The organism is Thermostichus sp. MS-CIW-15 (assembly GCF_054060575.1).
On sequence record NZ_JBSSDI010000012.1, the window covers coordinates 16,480 to 36,550 of the forward strand.

30 protein-coding genes and 1 pseudogene are annotated in these 20,071 nt (G+C 61.2%); 4 read left to right on the forward strand and 27 right to left on the reverse strand.

Going from position 1 to position 20,071, the window contains the following annotated elements; all coding sequences use genetic code 11:
- Positions 1-72 precede the first annotated feature (72 nt).
- The 4 genes and pseudogenes from ACVW0R_RS06040 to glmU all read right to left on the reverse strand — a co-directional run.
- On the reverse strand, positions 73-348 hold the full coding sequence (locus tag ACVW0R_RS06040) for a lipopolysaccharide assembly protein LapA domain-containing protein (protein WP_011430018.1): 276 nt from the start codon (positions 346-348) through the stop codon (positions 73-75).
- Positions 349-370: 22 nt separating this feature from the next.
- The gene (locus ACVW0R_RS06045) at positions 371-847 is read right to left on the reverse strand and encodes a pentapeptide repeat-containing protein (RefSeq protein ID WP_011430019.1); all 477 of its coding nucleotides are present in this window, start codon (positions 845-847) and stop codon (positions 371-373) included.
- Between the two features lie 117 nt (positions 848-964).
- Complete coding sequence (locus ACVW0R_RS06050) at positions 965-1,414, reverse strand: PPC domain-containing DNA-binding protein (protein ID WP_228375505.1); 450 nt, start codon at positions 1,412-1,414, stop codon at positions 965-967.
- Between the two features lie 51 nt (positions 1,415-1,465).
- Positions 1,466-2,830, reverse strand: a pseudogene (gene glmU / locus ACVW0R_RS06055) (bifunctional UDP-N-acetylglucosamine diphosphorylase/glucosamine-1-phosphate N-acetyltransferase GlmU); the annotation flags it as partial.
- Positions 2,831-2,948: 118 nt separating this feature from the next.
- Between glmU and ACVW0R_RS06060 the strand changes: the two are divergent.
- The 4 genes from ACVW0R_RS06060 to ACVW0R_RS06075 all read left to right on the forward strand — a co-directional run bounded on the left by ACVW0R_RS06060 (position 2,949) and on the right by ACVW0R_RS06075 (position 6,320).
- Positions 2,949-3,377 carry a hypothetical protein gene (locus tag ACVW0R_RS06060; RefSeq protein WP_099812202.1) on the forward strand — a complete coding sequence of 143 codons (429 nt, stop codon included), beginning with the start codon at positions 2,949-2,951 and terminating at the stop codon, positions 3,375-3,377.
- Between the two features lie 308 nt (positions 3,378-3,685).
- A complete protein-coding gene (locus tag ACVW0R_RS06065; protein WP_228375465.1) occupies positions 3,686-4,147 on the forward strand; it encodes a QcrA and Rieske domain-containing protein in 462 nt (153 codons plus the stop codon).
- A gap of 60 nt (positions 4,148-4,207) precedes the next feature.
- A complete protein-coding gene (locus ACVW0R_RS06070; RefSeq protein WP_457501807.1) occupies positions 4,208-5,329 on the forward strand; it encodes a glycosyltransferase family 4 protein in 1,122 nt (373 codons plus the stop codon).
- 97 nt (positions 5,330-5,426) lie between these two features.
- Positions 5,427-6,320, forward strand: coding sequence for a PRC-barrel domain-containing protein (locus tag ACVW0R_RS06075; protein ID WP_011430024.1), 894 nt, complete (start codon positions 5,427-5,429; stop codon positions 6,318-6,320).
- Between the two features lie 172 nt (positions 6,321-6,492).
- Here ACVW0R_RS06075 and ACVW0R_RS06080 read toward each other — a convergent pair whose 3' ends face one another.
- The 23 genes from ACVW0R_RS06080 to rplC form a co-directional block, all read right to left on the reverse strand.
- Positions 6,493-7,473 carry an alpha/beta fold hydrolase gene (locus ACVW0R_RS06080; RefSeq protein WP_011430025.1) on the reverse strand — a complete coding sequence of 327 codons (981 nt, stop codon included), beginning with the start codon at positions 7,471-7,473 and terminating at the stop codon, positions 6,493-6,495.
- A gap of 29 nt (positions 7,474-7,502) precedes the next feature.
- Positions 7,503-7,727, reverse strand: a complete 225-nt coding sequence (gene infA / locus ACVW0R_RS06085; RefSeq protein ID WP_011430026.1) for a translation initiation factor IF-1 — start codon at positions 7,725-7,727, stop codon at positions 7,503-7,505.
- 130 nt (positions 7,728-7,857) lie between these two features.
- Entirely contained in the window at positions 7,858-8,631 is a 774-nt protein-coding gene (map, locus tag ACVW0R_RS06090) for a type I methionyl aminopeptidase (RefSeq protein WP_011430027.1), read from the reverse strand.
- A gap of 38 nt (positions 8,632-8,669) precedes the next feature.
- Positions 8,670-9,251 (reverse strand): adenylate kinase, encoded by a 582-nt coding sequence (locus tag ACVW0R_RS06095; RefSeq protein ID WP_011430028.1) that lies wholly within the window; start codon positions 9,249-9,251, stop codon positions 8,670-8,672.
- A complete protein-coding gene (secY, locus tag ACVW0R_RS06100; RefSeq protein WP_099812200.1) occupies positions 9,251-10,549 on the reverse strand; it encodes a preprotein translocase subunit SecY in 1,299 nt (432 codons plus the stop codon). Before secY ends, ACVW0R_RS06095 begins: the two co-directional genes overlap by 1 nt.
- Before the next feature lie 108 nt (positions 10,550-10,657).
- The gene (gene rplO / locus ACVW0R_RS06105; protein WP_011430030.1) at positions 10,658-11,131 is read right to left on the reverse strand and encodes a 50S ribosomal protein L15; all 474 of its coding nucleotides are present in this window, start codon (positions 11,129-11,131) and stop codon (positions 10,658-10,660) included.
- Positions 11,132-11,154: 23 nt separating this feature from the next.
- Positions 11,155-11,691 carry a 30S ribosomal protein S5 gene (rpsE, locus tag ACVW0R_RS06110; protein ID WP_011430031.1) on the reverse strand — a complete coding sequence of 179 codons (537 nt, stop codon included), beginning with the start codon at positions 11,689-11,691 and terminating at the stop codon, positions 11,155-11,157.
- An 18-nt stretch (positions 11,692-11,709) separates the two neighbouring features.
- The gene (gene rplR / locus ACVW0R_RS06115) at positions 11,710-12,078 is read right to left on the reverse strand and encodes a 50S ribosomal protein L18 (protein WP_011430032.1); all 369 of its coding nucleotides are present in this window, start codon (positions 12,076-12,078) and stop codon (positions 11,710-11,712) included.
- 2 nt (positions 12,079-12,080) lie between these two features.
- On the reverse strand, positions 12,081-12,626 hold the full coding sequence (gene rplF / locus ACVW0R_RS06120) for a 50S ribosomal protein L6 (protein WP_457501808.1): 546 nt from the start codon (positions 12,624-12,626) through the stop codon (positions 12,081-12,083).
- A gap of 26 nt (positions 12,627-12,652) precedes the next feature.
- On the reverse strand, positions 12,653-13,057 hold the full coding sequence (gene rpsH, locus ACVW0R_RS06125; RefSeq protein WP_011430034.1) for a 30S ribosomal protein S8: 405 nt from the start codon (positions 13,055-13,057) through the stop codon (positions 12,653-12,655).
- A 60-nt stretch (positions 13,058-13,117) separates the two neighbouring features.
- Positions 13,118-13,660, reverse strand: a complete 543-nt coding sequence (gene rplE, locus ACVW0R_RS06130) for a 50S ribosomal protein L5 (protein WP_011430035.1) — start codon at positions 13,658-13,660, stop codon at positions 13,118-13,120.
- 56 nt (positions 13,661-13,716) lie between these two features.
- Positions 13,717-14,115 (reverse strand): 50S ribosomal protein L24, encoded by a 399-nt coding sequence (gene rplX, locus ACVW0R_RS06135; protein ID WP_011430036.1) that lies wholly within the window; start codon positions 14,113-14,115, stop codon positions 13,717-13,719.
- Positions 14,115-14,483, reverse strand: a complete 369-nt coding sequence (gene rplN, locus ACVW0R_RS06140; protein WP_011430037.1) for a 50S ribosomal protein L14 — start codon at positions 14,481-14,483, stop codon at positions 14,115-14,117. Before rplN ends, rplX begins: the two co-directional genes overlap by 1 nt.
- Positions 14,480-14,731: a 30S ribosomal protein S17 gene (gene rpsQ, locus ACVW0R_RS06145; RefSeq protein WP_011430038.1), complete on the reverse strand. Its 252-nt coding sequence runs from the start codon at positions 14,729-14,731 to the stop codon at positions 14,480-14,482. The genes rplN and rpsQ overlap by 4 nt, the downstream gene beginning before the upstream one ends.
- Positions 14,731-14,967, reverse strand: a complete 237-nt coding sequence (gene rpmC, locus ACVW0R_RS06150; RefSeq protein WP_011430039.1) for a 50S ribosomal protein L29 — start codon at positions 14,965-14,967, stop codon at positions 14,731-14,733. The genes rpsQ and rpmC overlap by 1 nt, the downstream gene beginning before the upstream one ends.
- 17 nt (positions 14,968-14,984) lie before the next feature.
- Positions 14,985-15,461, reverse strand: a complete 477-nt coding sequence (gene rplP / locus ACVW0R_RS06155; protein ID WP_011430040.1) for a 50S ribosomal protein L16 — start codon at positions 15,459-15,461, stop codon at positions 14,985-14,987.
- Positions 15,462-15,516: 55 nt separating this feature from the next.
- Positions 15,517-16,263 (reverse strand): 30S ribosomal protein S3, encoded by a 747-nt coding sequence (gene rpsC, locus ACVW0R_RS06160; protein WP_011430041.1) that lies wholly within the window; start codon positions 16,261-16,263, stop codon positions 15,517-15,519.
- Positions 16,264-16,304: 41 nt separating this feature from the next.
- The gene (rplV, locus tag ACVW0R_RS06165; protein WP_011430042.1) at positions 16,305-16,676 is read right to left on the reverse strand and encodes a 50S ribosomal protein L22; all 372 of its coding nucleotides are present in this window, start codon (positions 16,674-16,676) and stop codon (positions 16,305-16,307) included.
- 42 nt (positions 16,677-16,718) lie between these two features.
- The gene (rpsS, locus tag ACVW0R_RS06170) at positions 16,719-17,000 is read right to left on the reverse strand and encodes a 30S ribosomal protein S19 (protein WP_457501809.1); all 282 of its coding nucleotides are present in this window, start codon (positions 16,998-17,000) and stop codon (positions 16,719-16,721) included.
- A gap of 78 nt (positions 17,001-17,078) precedes the next feature.
- Positions 17,079-17,963: a 50S ribosomal protein L2 gene (rplB, locus tag ACVW0R_RS06175; protein WP_011430044.1), complete on the reverse strand. Its 885-nt coding sequence runs from the start codon at positions 17,961-17,963 to the stop codon at positions 17,079-17,081.
- Positions 17,964-18,023: 60 nt separating this feature from the next.
- Positions 18,024-18,323 (reverse strand): 50S ribosomal protein L23, encoded by a 300-nt coding sequence (locus tag ACVW0R_RS06180; RefSeq protein WP_011430045.1) that lies wholly within the window; start codon positions 18,321-18,323, stop codon positions 18,024-18,026.
- Entirely contained in the window at positions 18,316-19,296 is a 981-nt protein-coding gene (gene rplD / locus ACVW0R_RS06185; protein ID WP_011430046.1) for a 50S ribosomal protein L4, read from the reverse strand. The genes ACVW0R_RS06180 and rplD overlap by 8 nt, the downstream gene beginning before the upstream one ends.
- A 51-nt stretch (positions 19,297-19,347) precedes the next feature.
- Positions 19,348-19,992, reverse strand: coding sequence for a 50S ribosomal protein L3 (rplC, locus tag ACVW0R_RS06190; protein WP_011430047.1), 645 nt, complete (start codon positions 19,990-19,992; stop codon positions 19,348-19,350).
- Positions 19,993-20,071: the final 79 nt, after the last annotated feature.

Genomic DNA, 20,071 nt, shown 5'->3' on the forward strand with positions numbered 1-20,071 from the left:
GTCACTCCGGCGGCAGGACAGCCCACAAAAATCTGAAGGGATCCCAGACTCGATCGGCAAGAGCCAGGGCGGCTAAGGCAGCGGCTGATCTTGCCTTTCCAGTTGCTGCAGCCGTTCCTGGAGCTGACGGGCAGTCAGGGAGAAGCTGCGCCCCGGCCAAAGCAAAGAGCCCAGCCCCGCCGTCAACAGGCCCAGGCCGATGGCCACGGCGATGAGCAATCCCAAGGGCAGCTCCACCGAGCGCCAAATTAAAAAATGGACGGTCAGGGGGGTGGGGTTTTGTCCGGCCAGGACTGCCACTCCCAAAGCCAGCAGCAGTGTCAAGGCCAGGTTGAACAGCAGCAGCATGAGGGATCCCGTCGCAACAGTTCTATTCTGCCTTGCTGGCCGACGGAGCAGCCCAGGGCTGCACTGTGCCATCGGGCAGGATGGCGCCGCTCAGGTCAGCGCCCGTCAGCACTGCTCCGCCTATTTTTGCCCCGCTCAGGTCGGATCCCTGCAGTTGGGCGCGGGTTAGCTTGGCTTCCCAAAGGTAGGCCCCGTGCAAGTTGGCTTCCCGCAAATCGGCAAAGCTGAGATCGGCGCCGATCAAGTTGGCTTCCCAAAGGTTGGCCCCGCGCAGGTTGGCCCCCATCAGGTTGGCGGAGCTGAGATCGGCCCCCCGCAGATCGGCCTCCTGCAAGTTAATTCCACTCAGCTTGCCAAAGGAAAGGTTGGCCCCTCTCAGATTCGCCCCCTGCAGGGTGGCGCGCACCAGATCCACGCCCACCAGGTTGGATTCTTGAAAGTTGCGCTCGCCGGCGGCATATTCTGCCAGCAGCTCCTCTGCAGTGGTCACTCGGGGCATGGCCGGGTACCCCCAATTGCCGAGTTTATTTCAGCAACCCTTGATTGCCAAACGAGGTGCTAATGACTCAATGCTAAATGTTGGCCATTATACCGTCCATCTACAGCCGCTTGCGGCTCACGGCGGGCAAGAAGGGATCCCCACCCCTGTCCCATCTGCCCTCTGGGGAGAGGGTGGGGTTGCTTCTGCCACCTTTTCAATGTGCAGCTCCAAGTAGCCGGTGGCCGGATCCGGCTGGCGGGAGAAGCGGTACTCCAGGCTGTCGGCGAGGACGATCTCGGCGGTGGTGTAGATGAGGCAGCCGGGGCGCAGGTGCCCTCCCCAAGTTCGGCCCTGGGCATCGGCAACGGCGAGGTGAAGATGGACTCCGTCCGGGCACAGGGATCCGCTCAAAGCCAGGATCTCCAGGCGTTCCGACAATAGGTAATCCTCGGTTTGATCGGCCAGGCGCAGGGTGGCTTGGCTGAGGCTGCCGACGGCGCTGAGGACAAACCCCGCCTGCAGGGGTTGCTGGCGGGCAAAGCGCTCCAATTCCTGCTTTAGGTCTTGGCCGGGCAGCAGGCGCAAGGGGTAGACGCGCAGGGATCCCGTGGGTAGAGGCTGGGGGCGGCCAGCAGCAGCGCTCCCCGGTCGCCAGCCCGGCTTGACCACCGGGTAGGCGCGGGCGATCACCAGGCAGTCGTCCGGCACGGGATAGCGGGCGGGAATGGTGGAGCCGGCGGCAATGGTGACATCGGATCCCACCTTGAGGGGGGCCACCAGCACCGAGTTGGCGCCTGTCTTGCTGCGATCCCCAATTTCGGTCAAGTGCTTCTGCTGGCCGTCGTAGTTGGCGATGATCGTGCCGGCGCCAATGTTGACCTGGGATCCCAGCTTGGCGTCGCCCAGGTAGGCCAGGTGGGCGGCGTTGGTATGGGATCCGATCTGGGCGTTTTTGATTTCCACAAAGTTGCCGATGCGGCAGCCGTCGCCGATCTGGCTGTGAGGGCGCACGTGGGCGTAGGGGCCTACCCAGACGCGATCCCCGATCTGGCTGTGGCTGACCACCGAGTAGAGGATGTGGCAATCGGAGCCGATGGTGCTGGACTCGATCCAACTGCCCGGCCCTAGACGAGTGCGTGGCCCAATGCGACAGACGCCCCGCAGGTGGGTTTGGGGTTCGATCACCACATCGGGGGCCAATTCCACCGTCTCTTCCAGGCTGACGCTGTCGGGATCCACAAAGGTGACCCCGGCTTCCATCCAGGCTTCCTTGAGGCGATCCTGCAGAATCTGGTAGGCTTGGGCCAGTTGGCGGCGGTCGTTAATGCCGACGATTTCCCGCGCATCCTCGGCGTCCAGGGCGATGGCGGTGTCCAGAAGTTTAACGGCCTCGGTGAGGTAGTACTCCTGCTGGGCGTTGTTCCGGCCCAGACGGGGCAGCACCCTTGCTAGGGCCGGCCAGTGGAAACAGTACACCCCGCTGTTGATGCGGCGATTTTGCCGTTGGGCCGGGGTGCAGTCTCGCTCTTCCACCAACTCCAGGATCCGCTGCTGGGCATCGCAAAACACCCGCCCATAGCCGTAGGGATCCGCCACCTGGGCCGAGAGCAAGGTCACATCCGGTTGAACTTGGCGGTGGCGCTCCAGCAGCGCCTGCAGGGTTTCCGCCCGCAACAGAGGCACATCCCCGTTGACCACCAGCAGATCCCCCTGAAAATCCTCCAGAACGGGCAGAAGCTGCTGCACCGCATGTCCAGTGCCCAATTGCTGCGCCTGCTCCACAAATTCGACCGGGTACTCCTGCAGAGCTCGGCGCACTTGCTCCTGCCCGTACCCCACAATCACCAGACAGCGCTGGGGTTTCAACGTCAGCACTGTGCGCAGCAGCCGCTCGATCAAAGACAGGGATCCCAGCTTGTGCAGCACCTTGGGCAACTGCGACCGCATGCGGGTGCCCTTGCCCGCCGCCAGGATCGCCACCGCCAGATCTCGTTCTGCCATGTTCCCCCCAGACTCTGCCCCCATAAAGTATATGCGGCAGGATCCTGCTCAAACTGTAGCTTGACAGAGCCGCGTGCCACTTGAGCTAGCCTAGTGGCACGTGTAGGTGGGGCAGACGATGGCGGAGAGCAAAAGCTCTGATACCCCCCTTCAGAAACGTCAGCGCCTGGTGCGCGAGGTGGCCGGTTGGCTGGCGGTGCTGGGGGTGCTGATCCCAGGGCTGCAGCGTTTTTACATGGGCCACAGGCGCTGGGGCTGGGGCTACTTGGTGCTGGGGCTGATGGTGTTCGTTCCTTCCATCCCGTTGCAGCTCCTCGGCTACGGGGTACGCGCCCTTTGTTTGCTGGAAGGGCTGTGGTTTCTCACCATGACCAATGAGGACTTCGATTTTCGCTTCAATCGAGATCTCATCGAGCTGGACTGGACCAGTGCGAAAAGTCGGGAAGTCCGGGATCCCGAGCAGCAGTTGGAGATCCAGTTGAAGCAGGGCTTGATTACCCGCGCCGAATACGAGGAGCGCCGCCGCTACCTTCGCGAGATCTCGTGAGTGGGACTGCGATTGCTCCAAGATATTTCCGACCTATCCCCCCTCCACAGCAAGCCCGTTGACACCCTCCCCACTCTCAGACCAAGAAACCGACTGGCGATGCTTAGAAGGGGTGGGCGGTTCTTCCCCATAATCTAGGGACAGGCCCGACCGACCTTCGCCAGAATCCCATAAAAGTGCGGTTTCGCGCTGGCTGAAGCTGTCCTAGTGTAACAAAATATTAAGAGGAGCCGCCGGGCTAGCGTCCCGTTTGGGAGGCCACGCTTGGATTGGTTCCTAACCGACACCTTGCATCCATCTCGGGACACATGGCCATGTACAACAATCGTCGCGGTTTTCTTCGTTGGCTGGCGCTTGGTTTTGGCTCGCTGGTGGGCCTGTTGCCTGCCTTGGCTCAGCGCCGTTTTAACCGTGCCATTGCCCAGGGTGCTGCTTCGGGCCCCAAAGCGGCTGAGCCGGAGTTCGTTAAAGTGGCAACGCTAGAAGATCTTAAAGAAGGCCCCTTCAAGGTAGAAGACGCCTTTGGGAAAAACACCGCCACCCTTTGGCTAGTCGGGGATCCCCAAAAGGAAGACTCGCTGCTGGCTCTGGATGCAGCCTGTCCCCATGCCGGCTGCGACGTGGACTGGCGGGGGGAGAACTTCGTCTGCCCCTGCCATGGCTCAGTTTTTGCCGCCGATGGCAGCCGTACCCGTGGCCCGGCCAATGCCGACCTGACCGCCTACAAAGTTAAGGTGGAGAAAGGGGAAATCTTCGTGGCCAGAACCTGACCTTGTCCCCCCAGGGTCAACCAGACTAGCCAGCAAGGGGTCGAGCCTGCTAGGGCGCCCATGCCTCGTACCTACCGCTTCTTGTTTGTCTCCACCCCCGTTGGGCCCCTGGGATCGGGAGCTGGCGGCGGGGTGGAGCTCAACCTTGTCAACTTGGCGCGGAGCCTGCTTGAGAGGGGAGCCCAAGTGCGCGTGCTGGCCCCTGAGGGCTCCTGCAGTGTCGACTTGCCGGAAGGGGTGATCGAGGCGGTGGCCGGCCTCCCCCCGCCCTATGCCCAGAGCCAGCGCCGTGACGAGCCGGTTTGCCTTTCCATCCCTTCTCTGTTGGCCAACCTCTGGCGGCGGGCTGCCCAACTGCAGGATGAGTTTGAGCTCATCGTGAACTGGAGCTACGACTGGCTCTCGTTCTACCTGACCGATTTTTTCCGCACGCCGGTGGCCCATATCGTCAGCATGGGCTCCCTTAGCGATGCCGTTGACCAGGCCTTGGAGCGCATCGCGCGCACCTATCCTGGCCGGCTGGCGGTACACTCGCGAGCCCAAGCCCAGACCTTTGCCTTTGCCCGGGCCCAGATGGCGGCTGGTCGGGCTCCCTTTGTCTATTTGCCCTGCGGCGTCGACCTCAGCCGCTACGAGTTTGTGCCAGAGGGGAACGGATCCCTGTGCTGGGTTGGCCGCATTGCCCCCGAAAAGGGCCTGGAAGACTGCGCCGCCCTGGCCGAGAAGACGGGGAGGCCGGTGCTGATCCTGGGCCACCTGCAAGACCCGGCCTACTGGCAGCAGATTCGAGAACAGTACCCGCGGGCTCAATTGGATTACCGGGGGTTTTTGCCCACCTCTCAGATGCAGCGGCTCTTGGGCCACTGCTCGGCCTTGATCATGACCCCTAAGTGGGTGGAAGCCTTCGGCCTGGTGGCGGTGGAAGCCTTGGCCTGCGGTGTGCCGGTGATCACCTACCGCCGCGGCGGGCCGGCGGAAATTGTCCGCGATGGCGAGACCGGCTGGGTGGTGGAGCCAGACGACGTGGCAGCTCTGGCAACAGCGGTGGAACGCCTGGATCAGATCGCTAGAAGCCGCTGCCGACAGCACGCAGAAGAGCACTATTCCCTGCAGGCCATGACAGAGCGGTTTCTGGCCTGGAGCGAGCAAATTGTCCAGGATCCGATCCCGGCAGCCCGCTAGGGAGAAGACAGGCAATGGTACTATTTGATTTTGATGCCTGGGGCCGGATGACCAGCCCACTGACGCGGACACTTCGACTCACGACGGGGAAACCACCATGACGACTGGGAAAGAATCTGTTGCGCTGGTGCGATCAGAGGTTCGTCGGCGGTCACAGGTTCTGGGAACGCAGGTGATCAGCCAAGCCAATGCCGCCCGGCTTGGAGTAGTTAGCGAAGTTTGGGCAGATCTGGAAGCTAGGCAAGTCCTGGTGCTAGGAGTGCTGGAAAAGGCCTTTGCCGGATCGCCCCGTTTTCTGGAGCTGCGGCAGGTCACGGCCCTAGGACAAGACGCCATCCTCGTCCCCAGCGATGAAGTCTTCGAGGACTTGGAGTTGGAGGGTCTCAGCCGGGTAGTCGGCAGCGAGGTGATTACCGAAGAAGGGATCCGCCTTGGAAAAGTCAAAGATTTCGAATTCAACTCCGTCTCCGGCCTAATCACCGGTTTGATCCTCTCCAACCTCGGCCTGACCTTTTTGCCCGGCTTTATCCTCAGCACCTACCTGCTCTCTGCTGATGAAATCGTCTCCATCGGCGGCGATCGCCTCATCGTGGCCGATGGCGCCGAAACCCGCCTAGCCCAACTGACCAAAGGGATCTTGGAAACCCTCGGCCTGGGCAAGCCCTCCTGGCTGGTCGACACTGGCTCCGCCCCCGCCCTGCCCAGGGCCGTTGATGAACCTGCCGTCGAGGAAAACTACGAGGAAGTATACGACGAAGAATACGAGGGCGAAGAAGAGGAATATCCCGAAGCAGAGCCTGAACCCCAGGCCGAGGCGGCGCCTCCTCGTCGGCCCGAGCCTGCTCCTGCTGCCGAGCAGCCAGAATGGGAGCAAGAGTACGTCAAAGCAGAAGCCCCCCCTTCCGAGCCAGCTCCTGACTCTGCCCCGGCCGCTCCCAGCTCCCCTTTGGATAGGGACCCCTGGGAGGAGAATACCGGGGAGCCAACCTGAGCTCTGAGCCCGGCTTCGCTCCTCTCTCCCAAAGTGACGGCCTAGGGGTGACCCCATGTCAGCCGGAGCGCCTGAGCCTGAGAACTCTTCCTGGATTGGAAAAAACCAGACTGACCGGACAGTCGCCGCAAAAAGTCGGCAAAGGCGTGAGTTTTCCCTGCTCGGGGATCCCCTAGGTTGGCAGGGCAGGATCGGCCTCGGCCAAAAAGCGCAAAGCCACCGATAAAAAAGCTTGCGGCGCTTCGATGTGGGGAAAAGCAGCCCCTGGCAGTCGATAGATCGGCACCTCTGGGCGCAAGGCACGATACCGCTCCGCCTGTTCTGATCCAGTAAGGCGGTTGTTTTCTCCCCAGACCAGAGCCATCGGCTTGTCCACCACGCGAAAGTCCTCCTGAATGGGCAAGTTAAGCTTGCCGGTCAAAAAAGAACGGGGGGCAAATTGGGCCCCCGCCTGGTGGGCCGCCTGATAGTAGTAGTCCACCACCGCCTCATCCAGAGCGTACCCAGGGGAGAACAGGCTCTGCTCCGTAAATAGACGTACACTCCAGGGGGTGGTGATGACGTTGTAAAAGGCCAGCCCCAAAACCGGCAAGCTGAGAAGACCATACACCGCCTCAGCCAAAGGGATCCCTAGCGCCTCGGGGACAAGGCTGTTGTCTCCTAGAGGGGCGATGAGCAGCAGCTTCTGCCAGTGCTGAGGCTGCAGCCGGGCCGAGCGCAGCACAAACCCTGCCGAGAGAGAATTGGCAATGGCGTGGCAGGGGCGCCCGATCACCTGGCCGACAAAATCCCCGATCATCCGGACATATAGGTGGCCGGTGTACTCCAGATCGGGGCGCTCCGAGTTGCCCCAACCCAACAAATCCAAAGCGTAAACCTGATAGTGCTGGCCCAACTCCGCCATCACGGCGCGAAACTCGTAGCTGGAAGAGCCGGCCCCGATGCCGTGCAGCAGCAACAAGGGCTGGCCGGATCCCGCAACCTTGTAAAACAGACGGTGGCCGCGCCAAAAATAGTGCCTCTCCTCCCCCGGCAAGAGGCTGGGCAGAGGCTGGGTTCGAGAAGCGATCCAGGCGTTGAGCACGGCCAGGGCACTTACCCCGCCGGCCGCAACCCAGAGGCCGGTTTTGAGAACTTGGCTCAGCTCCTTCATGCTCAGCGGCCCCAGCTAAGGCCAGACGGCTACTTTTTCTTGAGGCGGTAAGTGATGCGCCCTTTGTTCAGGTCATAGGGGCTGAGCTCTACCTTGACCCGGTCGCCGGGCAAGATCTTGATGTAGTTGCGGCGGATCTTGCCGGAGATGTGGGCAAGGACGTTAAAGCCGTTGTCCAGGTCCACCCGGAACATGGCGTTGGGCAAGGACTCGGTAACCACCCCTTCCACTTCAATGGCGTCTTCTTTAGACAAGGAACCCTCCTTAAAAAACAACACAACAGAAATATCGATAGGAAACCCGCCCTGTTAAGAGCGAGTTAAGAGCCGAAACAATACTCCACCTCTTCTATCCTAGCCGTTGCCGCCCTTCAGCAAGGGATCCCTAGGACTGAAAAGGGGTGCGATCCGTCAAAATCTCAGCCCCAGAGTCCGTGATCAAGACCGTGTGCTCAAACTGGGCCGACCAAGAGCCGTCCACCGTCACCACCGTCCAGCCATCCGAGAGCACCCGCGTGGCCTCTCCCCCTGCATTCACCATCGGCTCGATTGCCACCGTCATGCCGGAGCGCAGCTTGGGATTGGGAAGGTCGCGGGTGCGGTAGTGGGGAAACTGCGGCTCCTCGTGCAAGTTGCGCCCCACGCCGTGGCCGACGTACTGCTTCACCACGGAGTAGCCCCGCCCCTGGATGTAGTCCTCGATGGCGCCTGAGACATCCTGCAGCCAGACGCCGTGGCGCACGTGGTCAATGCCCGTCTGCAGCGCTTTGGCCGCTGTGTCGATCAGGTCGCGGGCGGCATCGCCGAGGGGCTCCAGGCCAATGGTGATGCAAGAGTCGGCATGCCAGCCTTCGACCATGGCGCCAAAATCCACCTTGACGATGTCCCCCGGCTGCACCACTTTGCGGGGGCTGGGGATCCCGTGTACCACCTCATGGTTGACGCTGACACAGACACAGGCGGGAAAGCCGTAGTAGCCCTTGAAGCTGGGCAGGGCATTCAACTCCGCTACCCGCCGCTCGGCATAGGCATCGATGTCTGCCGTTGTCCAGCCTGGCTCCAGACACTCGGCAATTTCCTGCAGCACCTGGGCCACCACCCGCCCGGCCCGCCGCATCTTCTCCACCTCCCGGCGGGACTTGATCTCAATGAGCTGCATGCCCCGCCGCGGGGAGAGATTTCCCGCCCCCGTCTTGATCACGCTGTCCTCCTGAAGCCTTCCAAGAGAGCCCGCAGATGTTCTTGTACCGATTCCATCGGCTGGTTGCCATCGATCCGTCGCAGACGACCCCTGGCCTCGTAAAAGTCGATCAGCGGAGCCGTCTGCTCCCGATACACCTGCAAGCGTTTGAGGATCACCGCCTCATCGGCATCGTCGCTGCGCCCCTGCTCCTTGCCGCGGGCCAACAGCCGTGCCACCACCACGTCGTCCGGCACTTCCAGGTTGAGAACGTGGTCGTAGTCTTGCCCCAACTCCCGCAACAGCTCTTCTAAAGCCTCCGCCTGCGCCAGGGTGCGGGGGAAGCCGTCCAGGATCCAGCCCTGCGCTGGCGAGTGTTGCAACTGGCCCTTCACCATCCCAATTAACACCTCGTCAGGCACCAGCTCTCCCGCATCCATGTACACCTTAGCCTGGCACCCCAGCGGCGTTTGGGCTTTCACCTCTGCCCGCAGCAGGTCGCCTGTAGAAATTTTGGGCGTGTGGTAGATCGCTGCCAGCCGCTCTGCCTGGGTGCCCTTGCCCGCTCCCGGCGGCCCCAAAAAGATTAACCTCGGCACTATTGCTTGACCATCCCTTCGTAACGCTGCGAAATGACGTAGGTCTGGATCTGTTTGGAGGTCTCGATCGCCACCCCCACCAGGATCAGCAGCGAAGTTGCCCCCAAGCCCTGAAAAGTGGTGATGCCGGTCGCCCGCTCCACCGTCGTCGGGATGATGGCCACCGCACACAAGAACAAGGCCCCCAGCAGGGTCAGCCGGTTGAGGATCCCTTCGATGTACTCAGCAGTGGCCTTGCCCGGGCGGACTCCCGGAATGCTGGCCCCCATCTTCTTCAGGTTCTGCGCCAGATCCACCGGGTTAATGATCAAAGAGGCGTAGAAATAGCTGAAGAGGAGGATCAGCACGAAGTAGAAGGGAATGTAAAACCAAGAGGTAGGGGCCAAAAGGTTGGCCACCTGCACCAAAGTCAGGTTCTGGGTGTACTGGGCCAAGGCAAAGGGCAGGGACATCACCGAGTAGGCGAAGATGATCGGCATCACGCCCCCCTGGTTTAGCCGCAGGGGCAGGTAGCTCTTCTGCTCACGGAATAGCTTGTTGCCCACCTGGCGCTTGGCGTAGACAATAGGGATTTTGCGGCTGCCCTCCTGGACGAAGACAATGCCGACAATGGTGGCTAGGAAGACGGCCATCAACACCAAGATGCCGCCGATGGTGCTGCTATCAGCACGGGCTAGGCTGATGGTCTGGCCCAGAGCGCGGGGCAGCGTGGCGACAATGTTGACGAAGATCAACAGCGACGGCCCACTGCCCACCCCCTTCTCCGTGATCATCTCCCCCAACCACATGACAAACATGGAACCTGCCGTCAGGGCCAGGGTGGTGGAGGCCACAAAGGCCAACTCGTTGCTGGTGTTGGCGAACTCCCGCACCCAGAAGGAGATGCCGATGCCCTGGATGATGGCCCAAATCAGGGTAACGTAGCGGGTGTACTGGGAAATCTGTCGCCGCCCCTGCTCCCCCTCGTTTTTCTGCAGGTTCTCCAGGGCCGGAATGGCCGAGACCAGCAGTTGCATGATGATGGAGGCGTTGATGAAAGGCAGGATGCCGAGGGCGAAGATCCCCAAAGCGGAGATACCGCCGCCCGAGAAGACATCCAGAAAGCCAAACACAGGGCTGTTGGCGGCTTCGGCGGCAAAGCGAGCTCGGTCAATACTGGGGATGGGAATGTAAATGCCCAGCCGCACCAACAGCAACAGGCCTAGGGTAAGAAACAGACGTCTGCGCAGGCCAGAAGCCATGGCCATCTGCATGAAGGTCTCTTGGGCGGAGGGAGCGGAGCCTCGTGGGTCAGCCATAAATCTAGAAAACCTCGCGGAAGGGAAAGGCAAGGTGAGCTATTTACCACTCTACGCTGCCGGTGGGAAAGTCGGCAAAATAGAGAAGCTGCAAACTGCAGCCCAATTTTAGGATCCAGCGGAAGCAGTCTGGGATCCCACGAGCTCCACCCGACCCCCGGCTGCCTCGACCTTGGCTCGGGCTGAGGGGGTGATGGCAGCCGCTCTGATCGTCAGGGGCACGCCCACTTCCCCGTCTCCCAAGATCTTCAGCGGGCCATCGTTGGTGGTCACGATCCCCAAATCCATCAAGCTTTCCAAGCTGACCTCGCTGCCAGCGGGCAACTTGGCCAAAGCGCGCAGGTTGATCAGGGTGTACTGGGGGCGCCGCACGTAGCGGGGGAAGTGCTTGAGCTTGGGCAGCCGCCGATAGAGGGGGGTCTGGCCTCCCTCAAAGCCGGGCCGGGGACCGCCTCCTTTGCGCGCCTTCTGTCCCCGCATTCCCTTGCCACAGGAGGCTCCCTGTCCAGCAGCGATGCCACGGCCCAGGCGTCGTCGCCGCCGCGTCGAACCTGGTTGGGGGCGAATGTCTTCTAGTCGCATACTGACCTCCGGCTAACTTGCTGTTACTTACCAAACAGGCGGCGCACGTCGATCCCTCTATCTTCAGCTACCTGCTCAAAGGTGCGCATCCGCCGCAGCGCGTCAATGGTGGCACGGGCGTTGTTGAGGGGGTTGCTGGATCCCAGTTGCTTAGCCAAACTGTTGCGCACGCCCGCCAGCTCCAGAACCGTGCGCACCGCTCCCCCGGCGATGACCCCTGTCCCGGGAGCTGCCGGCATCACCAGGACAGTGGCCCCACCGCCTGATCCCCGCATGGGATGGGGTACAGACAGACCCTTGGTGAGGGGCACTTCGATTAGGTGCTTTTTGCCATCCACAACTCCTTTGCGCACAGCCCCGATGACGTCGTTGGCTTTGCCCACGCCAACCCCCACCTGGCCGCGCTCGTTGCCCACCACCACCACGGCCCGGAAGCTCAGCTTTTTGCCGCCCTTAACTACTTTGGTGACGCGCCGGATCTGGATGACCCGCTCCTGCCACTCGCTAGTCTGCTCTTCGCGGCTCTTTTTGCTTCTGCGACGTTCTCTTTGCTCAGCCATATGCCATCTCCTCAGGGCCTAGAACTGTAAGCCTGCTTCGCGGGCGGCTTCCGCCAGGGCCTGGACACGCCCGTGGTAGAGCTTGCCGCCGCGGTCGAACACCACTTGACAAATGCCTGCCTGTAAGGCCCGTTGGGCAACGGAGCGACCCACCACGGCGGCAGCCTCTCGGGTGGCCGTGCCAATGTCTTTGAAGGCTTCCCGCAGCTCCCTGTCCAGCGTGGAGGCAGAGACTAAAGTGTGCTGGGCTACATCGTCGATCACCTGGGCGTAGATGTGGCGATGGGAGCGAAACACGGCCAAACGGGGCCGCTCGGGCGTCCCGAAGACCTTGCGGCGAATGCGGCGATGGCGACGTTGGGTGGCAGCTTTGCGAGTGATTTTCATAGCTACTTCTTGGCCTTCCCGGATTTACCTGCTTTGCGACGAACCTGTTCCCCTACATAGCGAATCCCTTTGCCCTTGTAGGGCTCTGGCGGACGGACGGCCCGAATCCGCGCCGCCGTGTTGCCCACCAGCTCTTTGTCGATACCTGAGACGACGATGACGTTGTTGCCCTCAACCGCTATTTGGATCCCTGGCGGGAAAGGGATCTCCACTGGGTGGCTGTAGCCAACGTTCAAGATTAACTTGTTGCCCTGGGTGGAAGCCCGGTAGCCCACACCCACCAATTCCAGCCTGTGCTCAAATCCCCTAGATACGCCGTCCACCATGTTGGCAACCAAGGTGCGGCAGAGGCCGTGCAGTTGGCGGGCCGGGCGAGACTCGTTGACCCGGCTGACCTTGAGCGTCTGGGCTTCTTGATGCACCGCAATCAAGGGGGGCAAACTGCGAGACAGTTCTCCCTTCGGGCCTTTTACCGAGATCTGCTGCCCCTCGATCTGAACCTCTACCTTGGCAGGAAGGGCGATGGGGCGTTTGCCAATGCGAGACATGGGCCAACTCCTGGCAAGAGAACAACTCAATAGACGTAGCAGAGCACTTCGCCGCCGATGCCCTGCTTGCGAGCATCCCGGTCGGTCATGATGCCGTTGGAGGTGGAGATGATGGCAATCCCAATTCCTCCCAACACCCGAGGCAGTTCTTTGTGGTTGCAGTAAACTCGCAGCCCGGGCCGGCTCACCCGCTTCAGGCCATTGATGATCGGCTTACGACCTTTGCCCTTGTACTTCAACCGCAACACAAGCTGAGCGTGGATCCCTTCTCCCTCTTCCTTCCAGTCGCTCACAAAACCTTCCTCATGAAGAACGCGAGCGATGCTGCGGGTCATGCGTGTGGCCGGGACCGCCACCGATTCATGCCGAGCCATGGTGGCATTGCGAATGCGGGTGAGCATGTCGGCGATCGTGTCGTTGGTGTGGGCCATGGGTGGGTCGGTGCTCCTCGGAAGATCGATCAAGTCGAGACAATTGCAGATGGGCAAACCTTAAGAGGCAAAGGGCATGCCAAACTCTTTGAGCAGGGCACGGCCCTCTTCGTCGGTTTCGGCGGTGGTCACAATGGAGATGTCCATACCTCTGATCTGGTCTACAGAGTCGTAGTTGATTTCGGGGAAGATCAGTTGCTCGCGAATACCAAGGGTGTAGTTGCCCCGCCCATCAAAAGATTTAGGGCTGACGCCACGGAAGTCGCGGATACGAGGGAGGGCAATGTTGATCAGCCGATCCAAAAACGCGTACATGCGCTCCCGCCGCAGGGTCACCATCAGGCCAACCGGCATGCCCTTGCGGATTTTGAAACTGGCAATCGCCTTTTTGGCGCGGGTAATCACCGGACGCTGGCCCGTGATGGCGCTGATCTCGGCGATGGAGGATTCCAGGGCCTTGGCGTTTTGGGAGGCATCTCCCAGGCCGCGATTGATCACGATCTTTTCCAGACGCGGCACCTGATGGATGTTGGTGTAGCCCAACTCTTTTTGCAGCTTGGGAACGATGACGGTGTTGTAGAGGATTTGCAGACGCTGGGGCATGGTCGGTTCTCCTGGGGGCTCTGGGCTGGGTCAGAGCTCTATCGAAAAAGGGACGGCTAGTCGAGGATCTCGCCGGTTTTCTTGAGGACACGGACTTTGCGGCCATCGGCGGTGATTTGATAGCCAATACGGCTGGCCACTTCCTGCTTCTTGGAATAGAGCATCACCTTGCAGGCGTGGATCGGGGCTTCTTTGGTCTCGATGCGACCACTTTCGCCTTCCCGTTGCGGCTTGCGGTGGTAGGTTACTATGTTTACCCCTTCCACCAAGACCATGTTGCGTTCGGGAAAAACCTGCAGCACCTCGCCGATTTTGCCTTTGTCGTCGCCGGAGATCACCTGGACGGTATCTCCCTTCTTGATGCGCATTTTGTAGCGTAGGCTGTTGCGGTGCTTGCGAACGCCGGTCTGCCGAATCAGCCGTCGAATTTGGCTGGGCTTGAGGGGACGAACCATTACAGAACCTCCGGGGCAAGGGAGATGATCTTGGTGAAGTTTTTCTCCCGCAGCTCGCGGGCTACAGGGCCGAAAACGCGGGTTCCGCGGGGGTTGCCGTCGTCGTTGATGATCACGGCAGCGTTGTCGTCGAAGCGGATGCACATGCCGTCGGGGCGGCGTACCGTATCGACGGTGCGGATGACCACAGCCTTGACGACGTCGGATTTTTTGACCGGCATATTGGGCAGGGCGTCTTTGACGACGCCAACGATCACATCTCCCAGGCTGGCGTAGCGACGGCCACTGCTGCCCAGGACGCGGATGCACATCAGCTTGCGGGCGCCGGTGTTGTCAGCTACCGTTAACATGGTCTGCTGCTGAATCATAGTTTCTTGACCTCCCGTATGATTTCGGCCACTCGCCAACGCTTGGTGCGGCTGAGGGGACGGGTTTCCGTAATGCGCACCAGATCCCCTTCTTGACAGCGGTTCTCTTCGTCGTGGGCCTTAAACTTTTTGGTTTTGACGACGATTTTGCCGTATTTGGGGTGGGCAACCCGGTTTTCCACAGCAACGACCACTGTCTTTTGCATCTTGTTGCTGACGACAACGCCGATCTTTTCGCGAGCAGGCATTACTCCTCCTTCTGGGTCTGAGTTGAGGACAAGGACTTGCCGCGCTTGCGCTCTGACTCAACGGTCAGCAGTTGGGCCAGCTTGTGTTTGCGCAGGCGAATGAGATGGGGCTGGTTCAACTGCCGCGTGGCCTGCTGCAAACGCAGCTCGAACAGCTCTTTCTTGACGGCGTAGATCTCCTGGCTCAATTCTTCGTCGGATAGGGCGCGAGCGTCGGCAATTTTAGGCATGGGCATGGCTCAACTCTCCTCCCTCAAATAGCGCTGGCTGCTACTTCTGTTGTTTCTGGAGCTGCTTTCTGAACAGGTTCCGGCTCCTCAAAGTTAGCCTTGGTTACAAACTTGACTTTGATCGGCAGCTTTTGGGCGGCAAGGCGCATCGCCTCTCGGGCCGTGGCTTCAGGAACTCCTCCCATCTCGAAGAGGATACGGCCCGGCTTGACGACGCAAACCCAGTATTCGGGGTTGCCTTTGCCGGATCCCATGCGGGTTTCGGCAGGCCGTTGGGTAACGGGCTTGTCGGGAAAGATGCGGATCCAGATTTGGCCTCCCCGCCGGACGTAGCGGGCCATGGCCCGACGGCTGGCCTCGATCTGCCGCGCGGTGATCCAGGCGGGTTCTAGAGCCACAAGGCCGTATTCCCCAAAGTTGATGCGGTTGCCGCGAGTCGCTTTGCCTTTCATGCGCCCGCGCTGTTGCTTGCGGTATTTGGTTCGTTTGGGGCTTAACATGGCCGTTCCTTAAATCAACTGCGATGGGGATCCCTGGATTTTCGGGTGCTGGCCCTCAGGCCTCCACTGCTGAGCGGTCTTCAAAAGTGGGCCGCCGCCGCTGCTGCCGCCGCTTGGGCTGTTGCAGGGGAACTTTTTGTTCGGGCCGTTCCTGCCCGGGGAGAACTTCTCCTTTGAAAACCCAGACCTTGACCCCAATGACACCAAAGGTGGTCTGAGCGATGTGGTCGGCATAGTCGATATCTGCCCGCAGGGTGTGCAAAGGGATCCGCCCTTCCCGGGTCCATTCGGTGCGGGCGATCTCGGCTCCGTTCAGCCGCCCGGCAATTTGAATTTTGATCCCTTGCACCCCCGCCCGCTGGGCCCGCTGGATGACCTGGCGCACGATGCGGCGAAAGGCGATCCGCCGCTCCAACTGCTGGGCGATGTTTTCTGCCAGCAAAACCGCCTCGGCATCGGCACGGGTGACCTCTACTACATTGATGCGAATGGTTCGCTCGGGGCTACCGTGTGAGCTCAGCTCTTTCTGCAGGCCCTGGCGCAGGGCGTCGAGGCCGGATCCCCCACGACCAACCACCACTCCAGGGCGAGCGGCTCGGATCTCGAGGTCGATCTGATCCGCTTTGCGTTCAATTTGAATGTCGGCCAGGCCGGCGCTGCTCAACTGCTTGGTCAGGTAGGCGCGGATGAGATCGTCCTCTCGCAGCAGGGCTGGGTAGCGAGCTGGATCGGCAAACCAGCGGCTGCGATGTTCCTTAATAACGCCGAGGCGGAAACCGGTGGGGTGAATCTTCTGTCCCATGGTGGTGTCAGTTGAGGGGTAAAGTCTGGGGGTACAGGCGTCTAGGAGGCCGTCGCCGCTTCAGGTTCTATGGGCCGGACGGCGATGGTAATGTGGCAGGTGCGCTTGCGGATTGGGTAGGCACGACCTTGGGCGCGGGGGCGAAATCGCTTCAGCGTCGGCCCCTGGTCAGCGTAGGCCTTGCTGATGACCAGGTCCCGAGGATCCAGGCCGTTGTTGTGTTCGGCATTGGCCACCGCCGAGCGCAGCACCTTGCGAACCGGCTCACAGGCGGCGTAGGGCATGAACTCCAACAGGATCAGGGCATCGGCATAGGTGCGCCCCCGGATCTGGTTCAGCACGCGCCGCACCTTATAGGGGGACATGCGGATGTAGCGAGCTACCGCTTTGATTTCAGGGGATGGATCGGCCATGGCGCTCTCCTAGCTTATTGCCTCTTCTGTTCGTTGCTGGACTTAACGGCGGGCAGCTTTTTTGTCACTGCCCGCGTGGCCGCGAAAGGTACGGGTGGGGACGAACTCCCCCAGCTTGTGGCCCACCATCTGATCGGTGATGTAGATGGGCACGTGCTGCTTGCCGTTGTGCACGGCGATGGTGTGGCCGATCATGACGGGCAGGATGGTGCTGGCTCGCGACCAGGTTTTGATCATCTGCTTCTCATTGCGCTCGTTCATCTTCTCGATTTTGAGAAGCAGCTTGGCATCGACAAAAGGGCCTTTTTTGAGTGAACGTCCCATAGCAACCTCAACAGTCTGGCAAGCTGGTAAGGGTCGAAAGAAAAAGAAAATTCAGGGGCGCAGCAGATGGCCGGACTCTTATTGAGCGGCCCTCCCGCTCTTGTCCCGGCGGCCGCCACGACGGCGACCGCGCACGATGAACTTGTTGCTGGGTTTGTTGCGTTTGCGGGTTTTGTATCCCAGGGTGGGCTTGCCCCAGGGGGTGACAGGGGTGCTGCGGCCGATGGGGGCTTTTCCTTCCCCACCGCCATGGGGGTGATCGACAGGGTTCATCACCGAGCCGCGCACGTGGGGACGGCGACCTAGCCAGCGGCTACGCCCCGCTTTGCCGAGGCTGAGGTTGCTGTGGTCAACATTTCCCACTTGGCCGATGGTGGCGTAGCACTCGCCTCGGATCATGCGGACTTCGCCGGAGGGCAGCTTGAGGGAGACATACTTGCCCTCTTTGGCTACTACTTGGGCGCCGGCCCCGGCGGCGCGAACAATTTGCCCACCGCGGCCGGGATACAGCTCCACGTTGTGAACCACCGTCCCCAGCGGGATCCGCTCCAGGGGCATGGCGTTGCCAAGCTCAAAGGGGGCATCGGGCCCCGCCATAATGGTGGCTCCCACCTCGAGGTTGCGGGGAGCGAGGATGTATCGCTTCTCGCCATCTTCGTATTCCACCAAGCAGATGCGGGCGCTGCGGTTGGGATCGTACTCGATGGTCTTGACGGTGGCCGGGATCCCGCGCTTGTCGCGGCGGAAGTCGATGATGCGGTAGAGCCGCTTGTGGCCGCCGCCTCGGTGGCGGCAGGTGATGACGCCGCGGTTGTTGCGCCCTTTTTTGCGGTGGATGAATTGCAGCAGCGACTTCTCCGGTCTGGGCCGCTTGCCGTTTTCGTCCCGCGACAGCTCCTCGAAGTTGGAGACCGTCATGTGGCGGGTGCTGGGGGTATAGGGTCGGAAGGTACGAATGCCCATGGCTCGAGGGGGGGTGAAGGACGGGTGGCAATAAAACTCGAAGCGGGAAGAGGGGTTTGGTTAGGTGTCGGGGAAGAGGGTGATGGAGTCGCCTTCGGCCAAGGTCACGATGGCTCGCTTGGGACGGCTGCGATAGCCGACAGAACGGCCTACCCGCCGCTGCTTGCGGGGCAGTTTAAGGGTGTTGACGGCGGTGACCCGCACCCCAAACATCTCCTCGACGGCAGCGCGGATGAGCGGCTTGGTGGCAGTGGGCATCACTTCAAAGACGTATTTGCGCTGTTCCATCAGGGCAGTTGCCTTTTCGGTGATGACGGGACGCAACAGGACATCGGCCAGGATCCGCTTGCTCTCAGTCATTGTCTTCCTCCTCTGCTGCGGCTGTTTCGGCCTCCTCGCCAGCTGGCGGCTGGGCAAGGGGCTCTGCTTCTTGGGCTAGTTCCGCTTGTCCCTGAACTTCTCGCTCTTGTGCTTGGGCCAGCTCTTCCTCCTGGGTTTCCTGAACTTGTGGGTTTGCTAGAGCTACTTGATTAGCCTGATCAGCCTGCGCCGGGGGAGCCTCTGGCTGGGCTTGAGCTTCTGCTTGCTCTTCCTGCTCCTGGCTTTGACCTTCTGCTTGTTCGACTGGCCGAGCTTCTCGCTCTGCCGCCTGAGCCTGATCTTCAAGGCGATCGGCTTGGGTTGGAGCTGCTGCTGCCGCGCCGGATCCCCAGCGGGCCTTGAGCTTCTCCAGGGCAGAGGTGGTAATCAGCACCCAATCGACGTTGAGCAGATCAAAGACATTGAGCTGATCCAGGCCGATCAGCTTGACGCGGGCGATGTTGCGTACGGCTCGCTCGACGGCTTCCGAGCGCTCGGCGACGATAAGCAGTGCCGACTGATCCTCCATCACCCCCCAGCGCAGCAGAGCTTGGGCCACGGCGCGAGTCTTGGGCGGGTTGAGCTGATCCTGGAAATCTTCCACCACGATCAGGTCTTCCACCCGGCTTTGCAGGGCAGTGCGCAGAGCCAGTTGCCGCTCTTTGCGGTTCATGGCCAGGTTGTACTCCCGCTTGCGGGGGCCGAAGATCACTCCACCCTTGCGCCAAAGGGGGGAGCGAATGGAGCCGGCGCGGGCCCGGCCGGTGCCTTTTTGCCTCCAGGGCTTGCGGCCGCCACCGCGCACCTCAGCCCGGGTCTTGGTGTGGGCGTTGCCTTGGCGGGCGTTGGTCATCTGCCGGCGAAGAGCTAGATAGAGGATGTGGGAGGCCGTTTCGGGACGGGCAACTTTGAGGCTTAGCTCCGCGCTGCCCACCGTTTCCCCTTGCCAATTTTTCACCACACAACTTGCCATGGTTTCCTCGTCTTTGCAGATGCTGGTCAGCCTTTGCCAGGGATTCCTTTCCTAGCGTTTGTTGCCCACCTGCTTGGCAGGGGTAATCTCCAGCAGCCCCCCTTCCACGCCGGGCACAGAGCCCTTGATGATCAGCAAGTTCCGCTCCGGATCCACCTGCACCAACTGCAGTTTGCGAATGGTGACGCGGCAGCCTCCCATCCGGCCCGCCATGCGTAGCCCCGGAAACACGCGGCCAGGGGTTGTGCCGGCGCCAACAGAACCCGGTCGGCGGTGGTTCTTGGAGCCGTGAGACATGGGGCCGCGACCAAAGTGGTGCCGCTTCTGGTAGCCGGCAAACCCCCGCCCGATGGAAGTGCCGGCTACATCCAGCAACTGGCCCGGAGAGAAGATCTCGACGGTGATCTTTTGCCCCAACTGGTAAGCTTCTGGCTGGTCGACCCGGAACTCGCGCAGGTGGCGCAGCAGCTCCGTCACCCCCGCTTTGCTCAGGTGGCCCCGCTGGGCTCGCGTGAGGTGCTTTTCGGCGGTGGGCCAGTAGCCCAACTGCACGGCGTTGTAGCCGTCTGTGGCTTGGGTCTTGATCTGGGTTACCGTGCAAGGCCCCGCCTGCACGACCGTGACCGGAATGGCCAACCCTTCCGGAGAGAAGATCTGGGTCATGCCGACTTTTCTTCCAAGGATGCCAAGCGCCACGAGAACCTCCTCTCGAGCCTCTGCGACTCGCTTCTGTCAGCTTGCAACTGGCTCAATGAGCCGGATCCAGGCAGCAACG

Bases quoted from the DNA above. Each gene is read 5' to 3' on its own strand.
- ACVW0R_RS06040 (WP_011430018.1), bottom strand. From the start codon at position 348: ATGCTGCTGCTGTTCAACCTGGCCTTGACACTGCTGCTGGCTTTGGGA.
- ACVW0R_RS06045 (WP_011430019.1), bottom strand. From the start codon at position 847: ATGCCCCGAGTGACCACTGCAGAGGAGCTGCTGGCAGAATATGCCGCC.
- ACVW0R_RS06060 (WP_099812202.1), top strand. From the start codon at position 2,949: ATGGCGGAGAGCAAAAGCTCTGATACCCCCCTTCAGAAACGTCAGCGC.
- ACVW0R_RS06065 (WP_228375465.1), top strand. From the start codon at position 3,686: ATGGCCATGTACAACAATCGTCGCGGTTTTCTTCGTTGGCTGGCGCTT.
- ACVW0R_RS06070 (WP_457501807.1), top strand. From the start codon at position 4,208: ATGCCTCGTACCTACCGCTTCTTGTTTGTCTCCACCCCCGTTGGGCCC.
- ACVW0R_RS06075 (WP_011430024.1), top strand. From the start codon at position 5,427: ATGACGACTGGGAAAGAATCTGTTGCGCTGGTGCGATCAGAGGTTCGT.
- ACVW0R_RS06080 (WP_011430025.1), bottom strand. From the start codon at position 7,473: ATGAAGGAGCTGAGCCAAGTTCTCAAAACCGGCCTCTGGGTTGCGGCC.
- map (WP_011430027.1), bottom strand. From the start codon at position 8,631: ATGCAGCTCATTGAGATCAAGTCCCGCCGGGAGGTGGAGAAGATGCGG.
- secY (WP_099812200.1), bottom strand. From the start codon at position 10,549: ATGGCTGACCCACGAGGCTCCGCTCCCTCCGCCCAAGAGACCTTCATG.
- rplO (WP_011430030.1), bottom strand. From the start codon at position 11,131: ATGCGACTAGAAGACATTCGCCCCCAACCAGGTTCGACGCGGCGGCGA.
- rpsE (WP_011430031.1), bottom strand. From the start codon at position 11,691: ATGGCTGAGCAAAGAGAACGTCGCAGAAGCAAAAAGAGCCGCGAAGAG.
- rplR (WP_011430032.1), bottom strand. From the start codon at position 12,078: ATGAAAATCACTCGCAAAGCTGCCACCCAACGTCGCCATCGCCGCATT.
- rplF (WP_457501808.1), bottom strand. From the start codon at position 12,626: ATGTCTCGCATTGGCAAACGCCCCATCGCCCTTCCTGCCAAGGTAGAG.
- rpsH (WP_011430034.1), bottom strand. From the start codon at position 13,057: ATGGCCCACACCAACGACACGATCGCCGACATGCTCACCCGCATTCGC.
- rplE (WP_011430035.1), bottom strand. From the start codon at position 13,660: ATGCCCCAGCGTCTGCAAATCCTCTACAACACCGTCATCGTTCCCAAG.
- rplX (WP_011430036.1), bottom strand. From the start codon at position 14,115: ATGGTTCGTCCCCTCAAGCCCAGCCAAATTCGACGGCTGATTCGGCAG.
- rplN (WP_011430037.1), bottom strand. From the start codon at position 14,483: ATGATTCAGCAGCAGACCATGTTAACGGTAGCTGACAACACCGGCGCC.
- rpsQ (WP_011430038.1), bottom strand. From the start codon at position 14,731: ATGCCTGCTCGCGAAAAGATCGGCGTTGTCGTCAGCAACAAGATGCAA.
- rpmC (WP_011430039.1), bottom strand. From the start codon at position 14,967: ATGCCCATGCCTAAAATTGCCGACGCTCGCGCCCTATCCGACGAAGAA.
- rplP (WP_011430040.1), bottom strand. From the start codon at position 15,461: ATGTTAAGCCCCAAACGAACCAAATACCGCAAGCAACAGCGCGGGCGC.
- rpsC (WP_011430041.1), bottom strand. From the start codon at position 16,263: ATGGGACAGAAGATTCACCCCACCGGTTTCCGCCTCGGCGTTATTAAG.
- rplV (WP_011430042.1), bottom strand. From the start codon at position 16,676: ATGGCCGATCCATCCCCTGAAATCAAAGCGGTAGCTCGCTACATCCGC.
- rpsS (WP_457501809.1), bottom strand. From the start codon at position 17,000: ATGGGACGTTCACTCAAAAAAGGCCCTTTTGTCGATGCCAAGCTGCTT.
- rplB (WP_011430044.1), bottom strand. From the start codon at position 17,963: ATGGGCATTCGTACCTTCCGACCCTATACCCCCAGCACCCGCCACATG.
- ACVW0R_RS06180 (WP_011430045.1), bottom strand. From the start codon at position 18,323: ATGACTGAGAGCAAGCGGATCCTGGCCGATGTCCTGTTGCGTCCCGTC.
- rplD (WP_011430046.1), bottom strand. From the start codon at position 19,296: ATGGCAAGTTGTGTGGTGAAAAATTGGCAAGGGGAAACGGTGGGCAGC.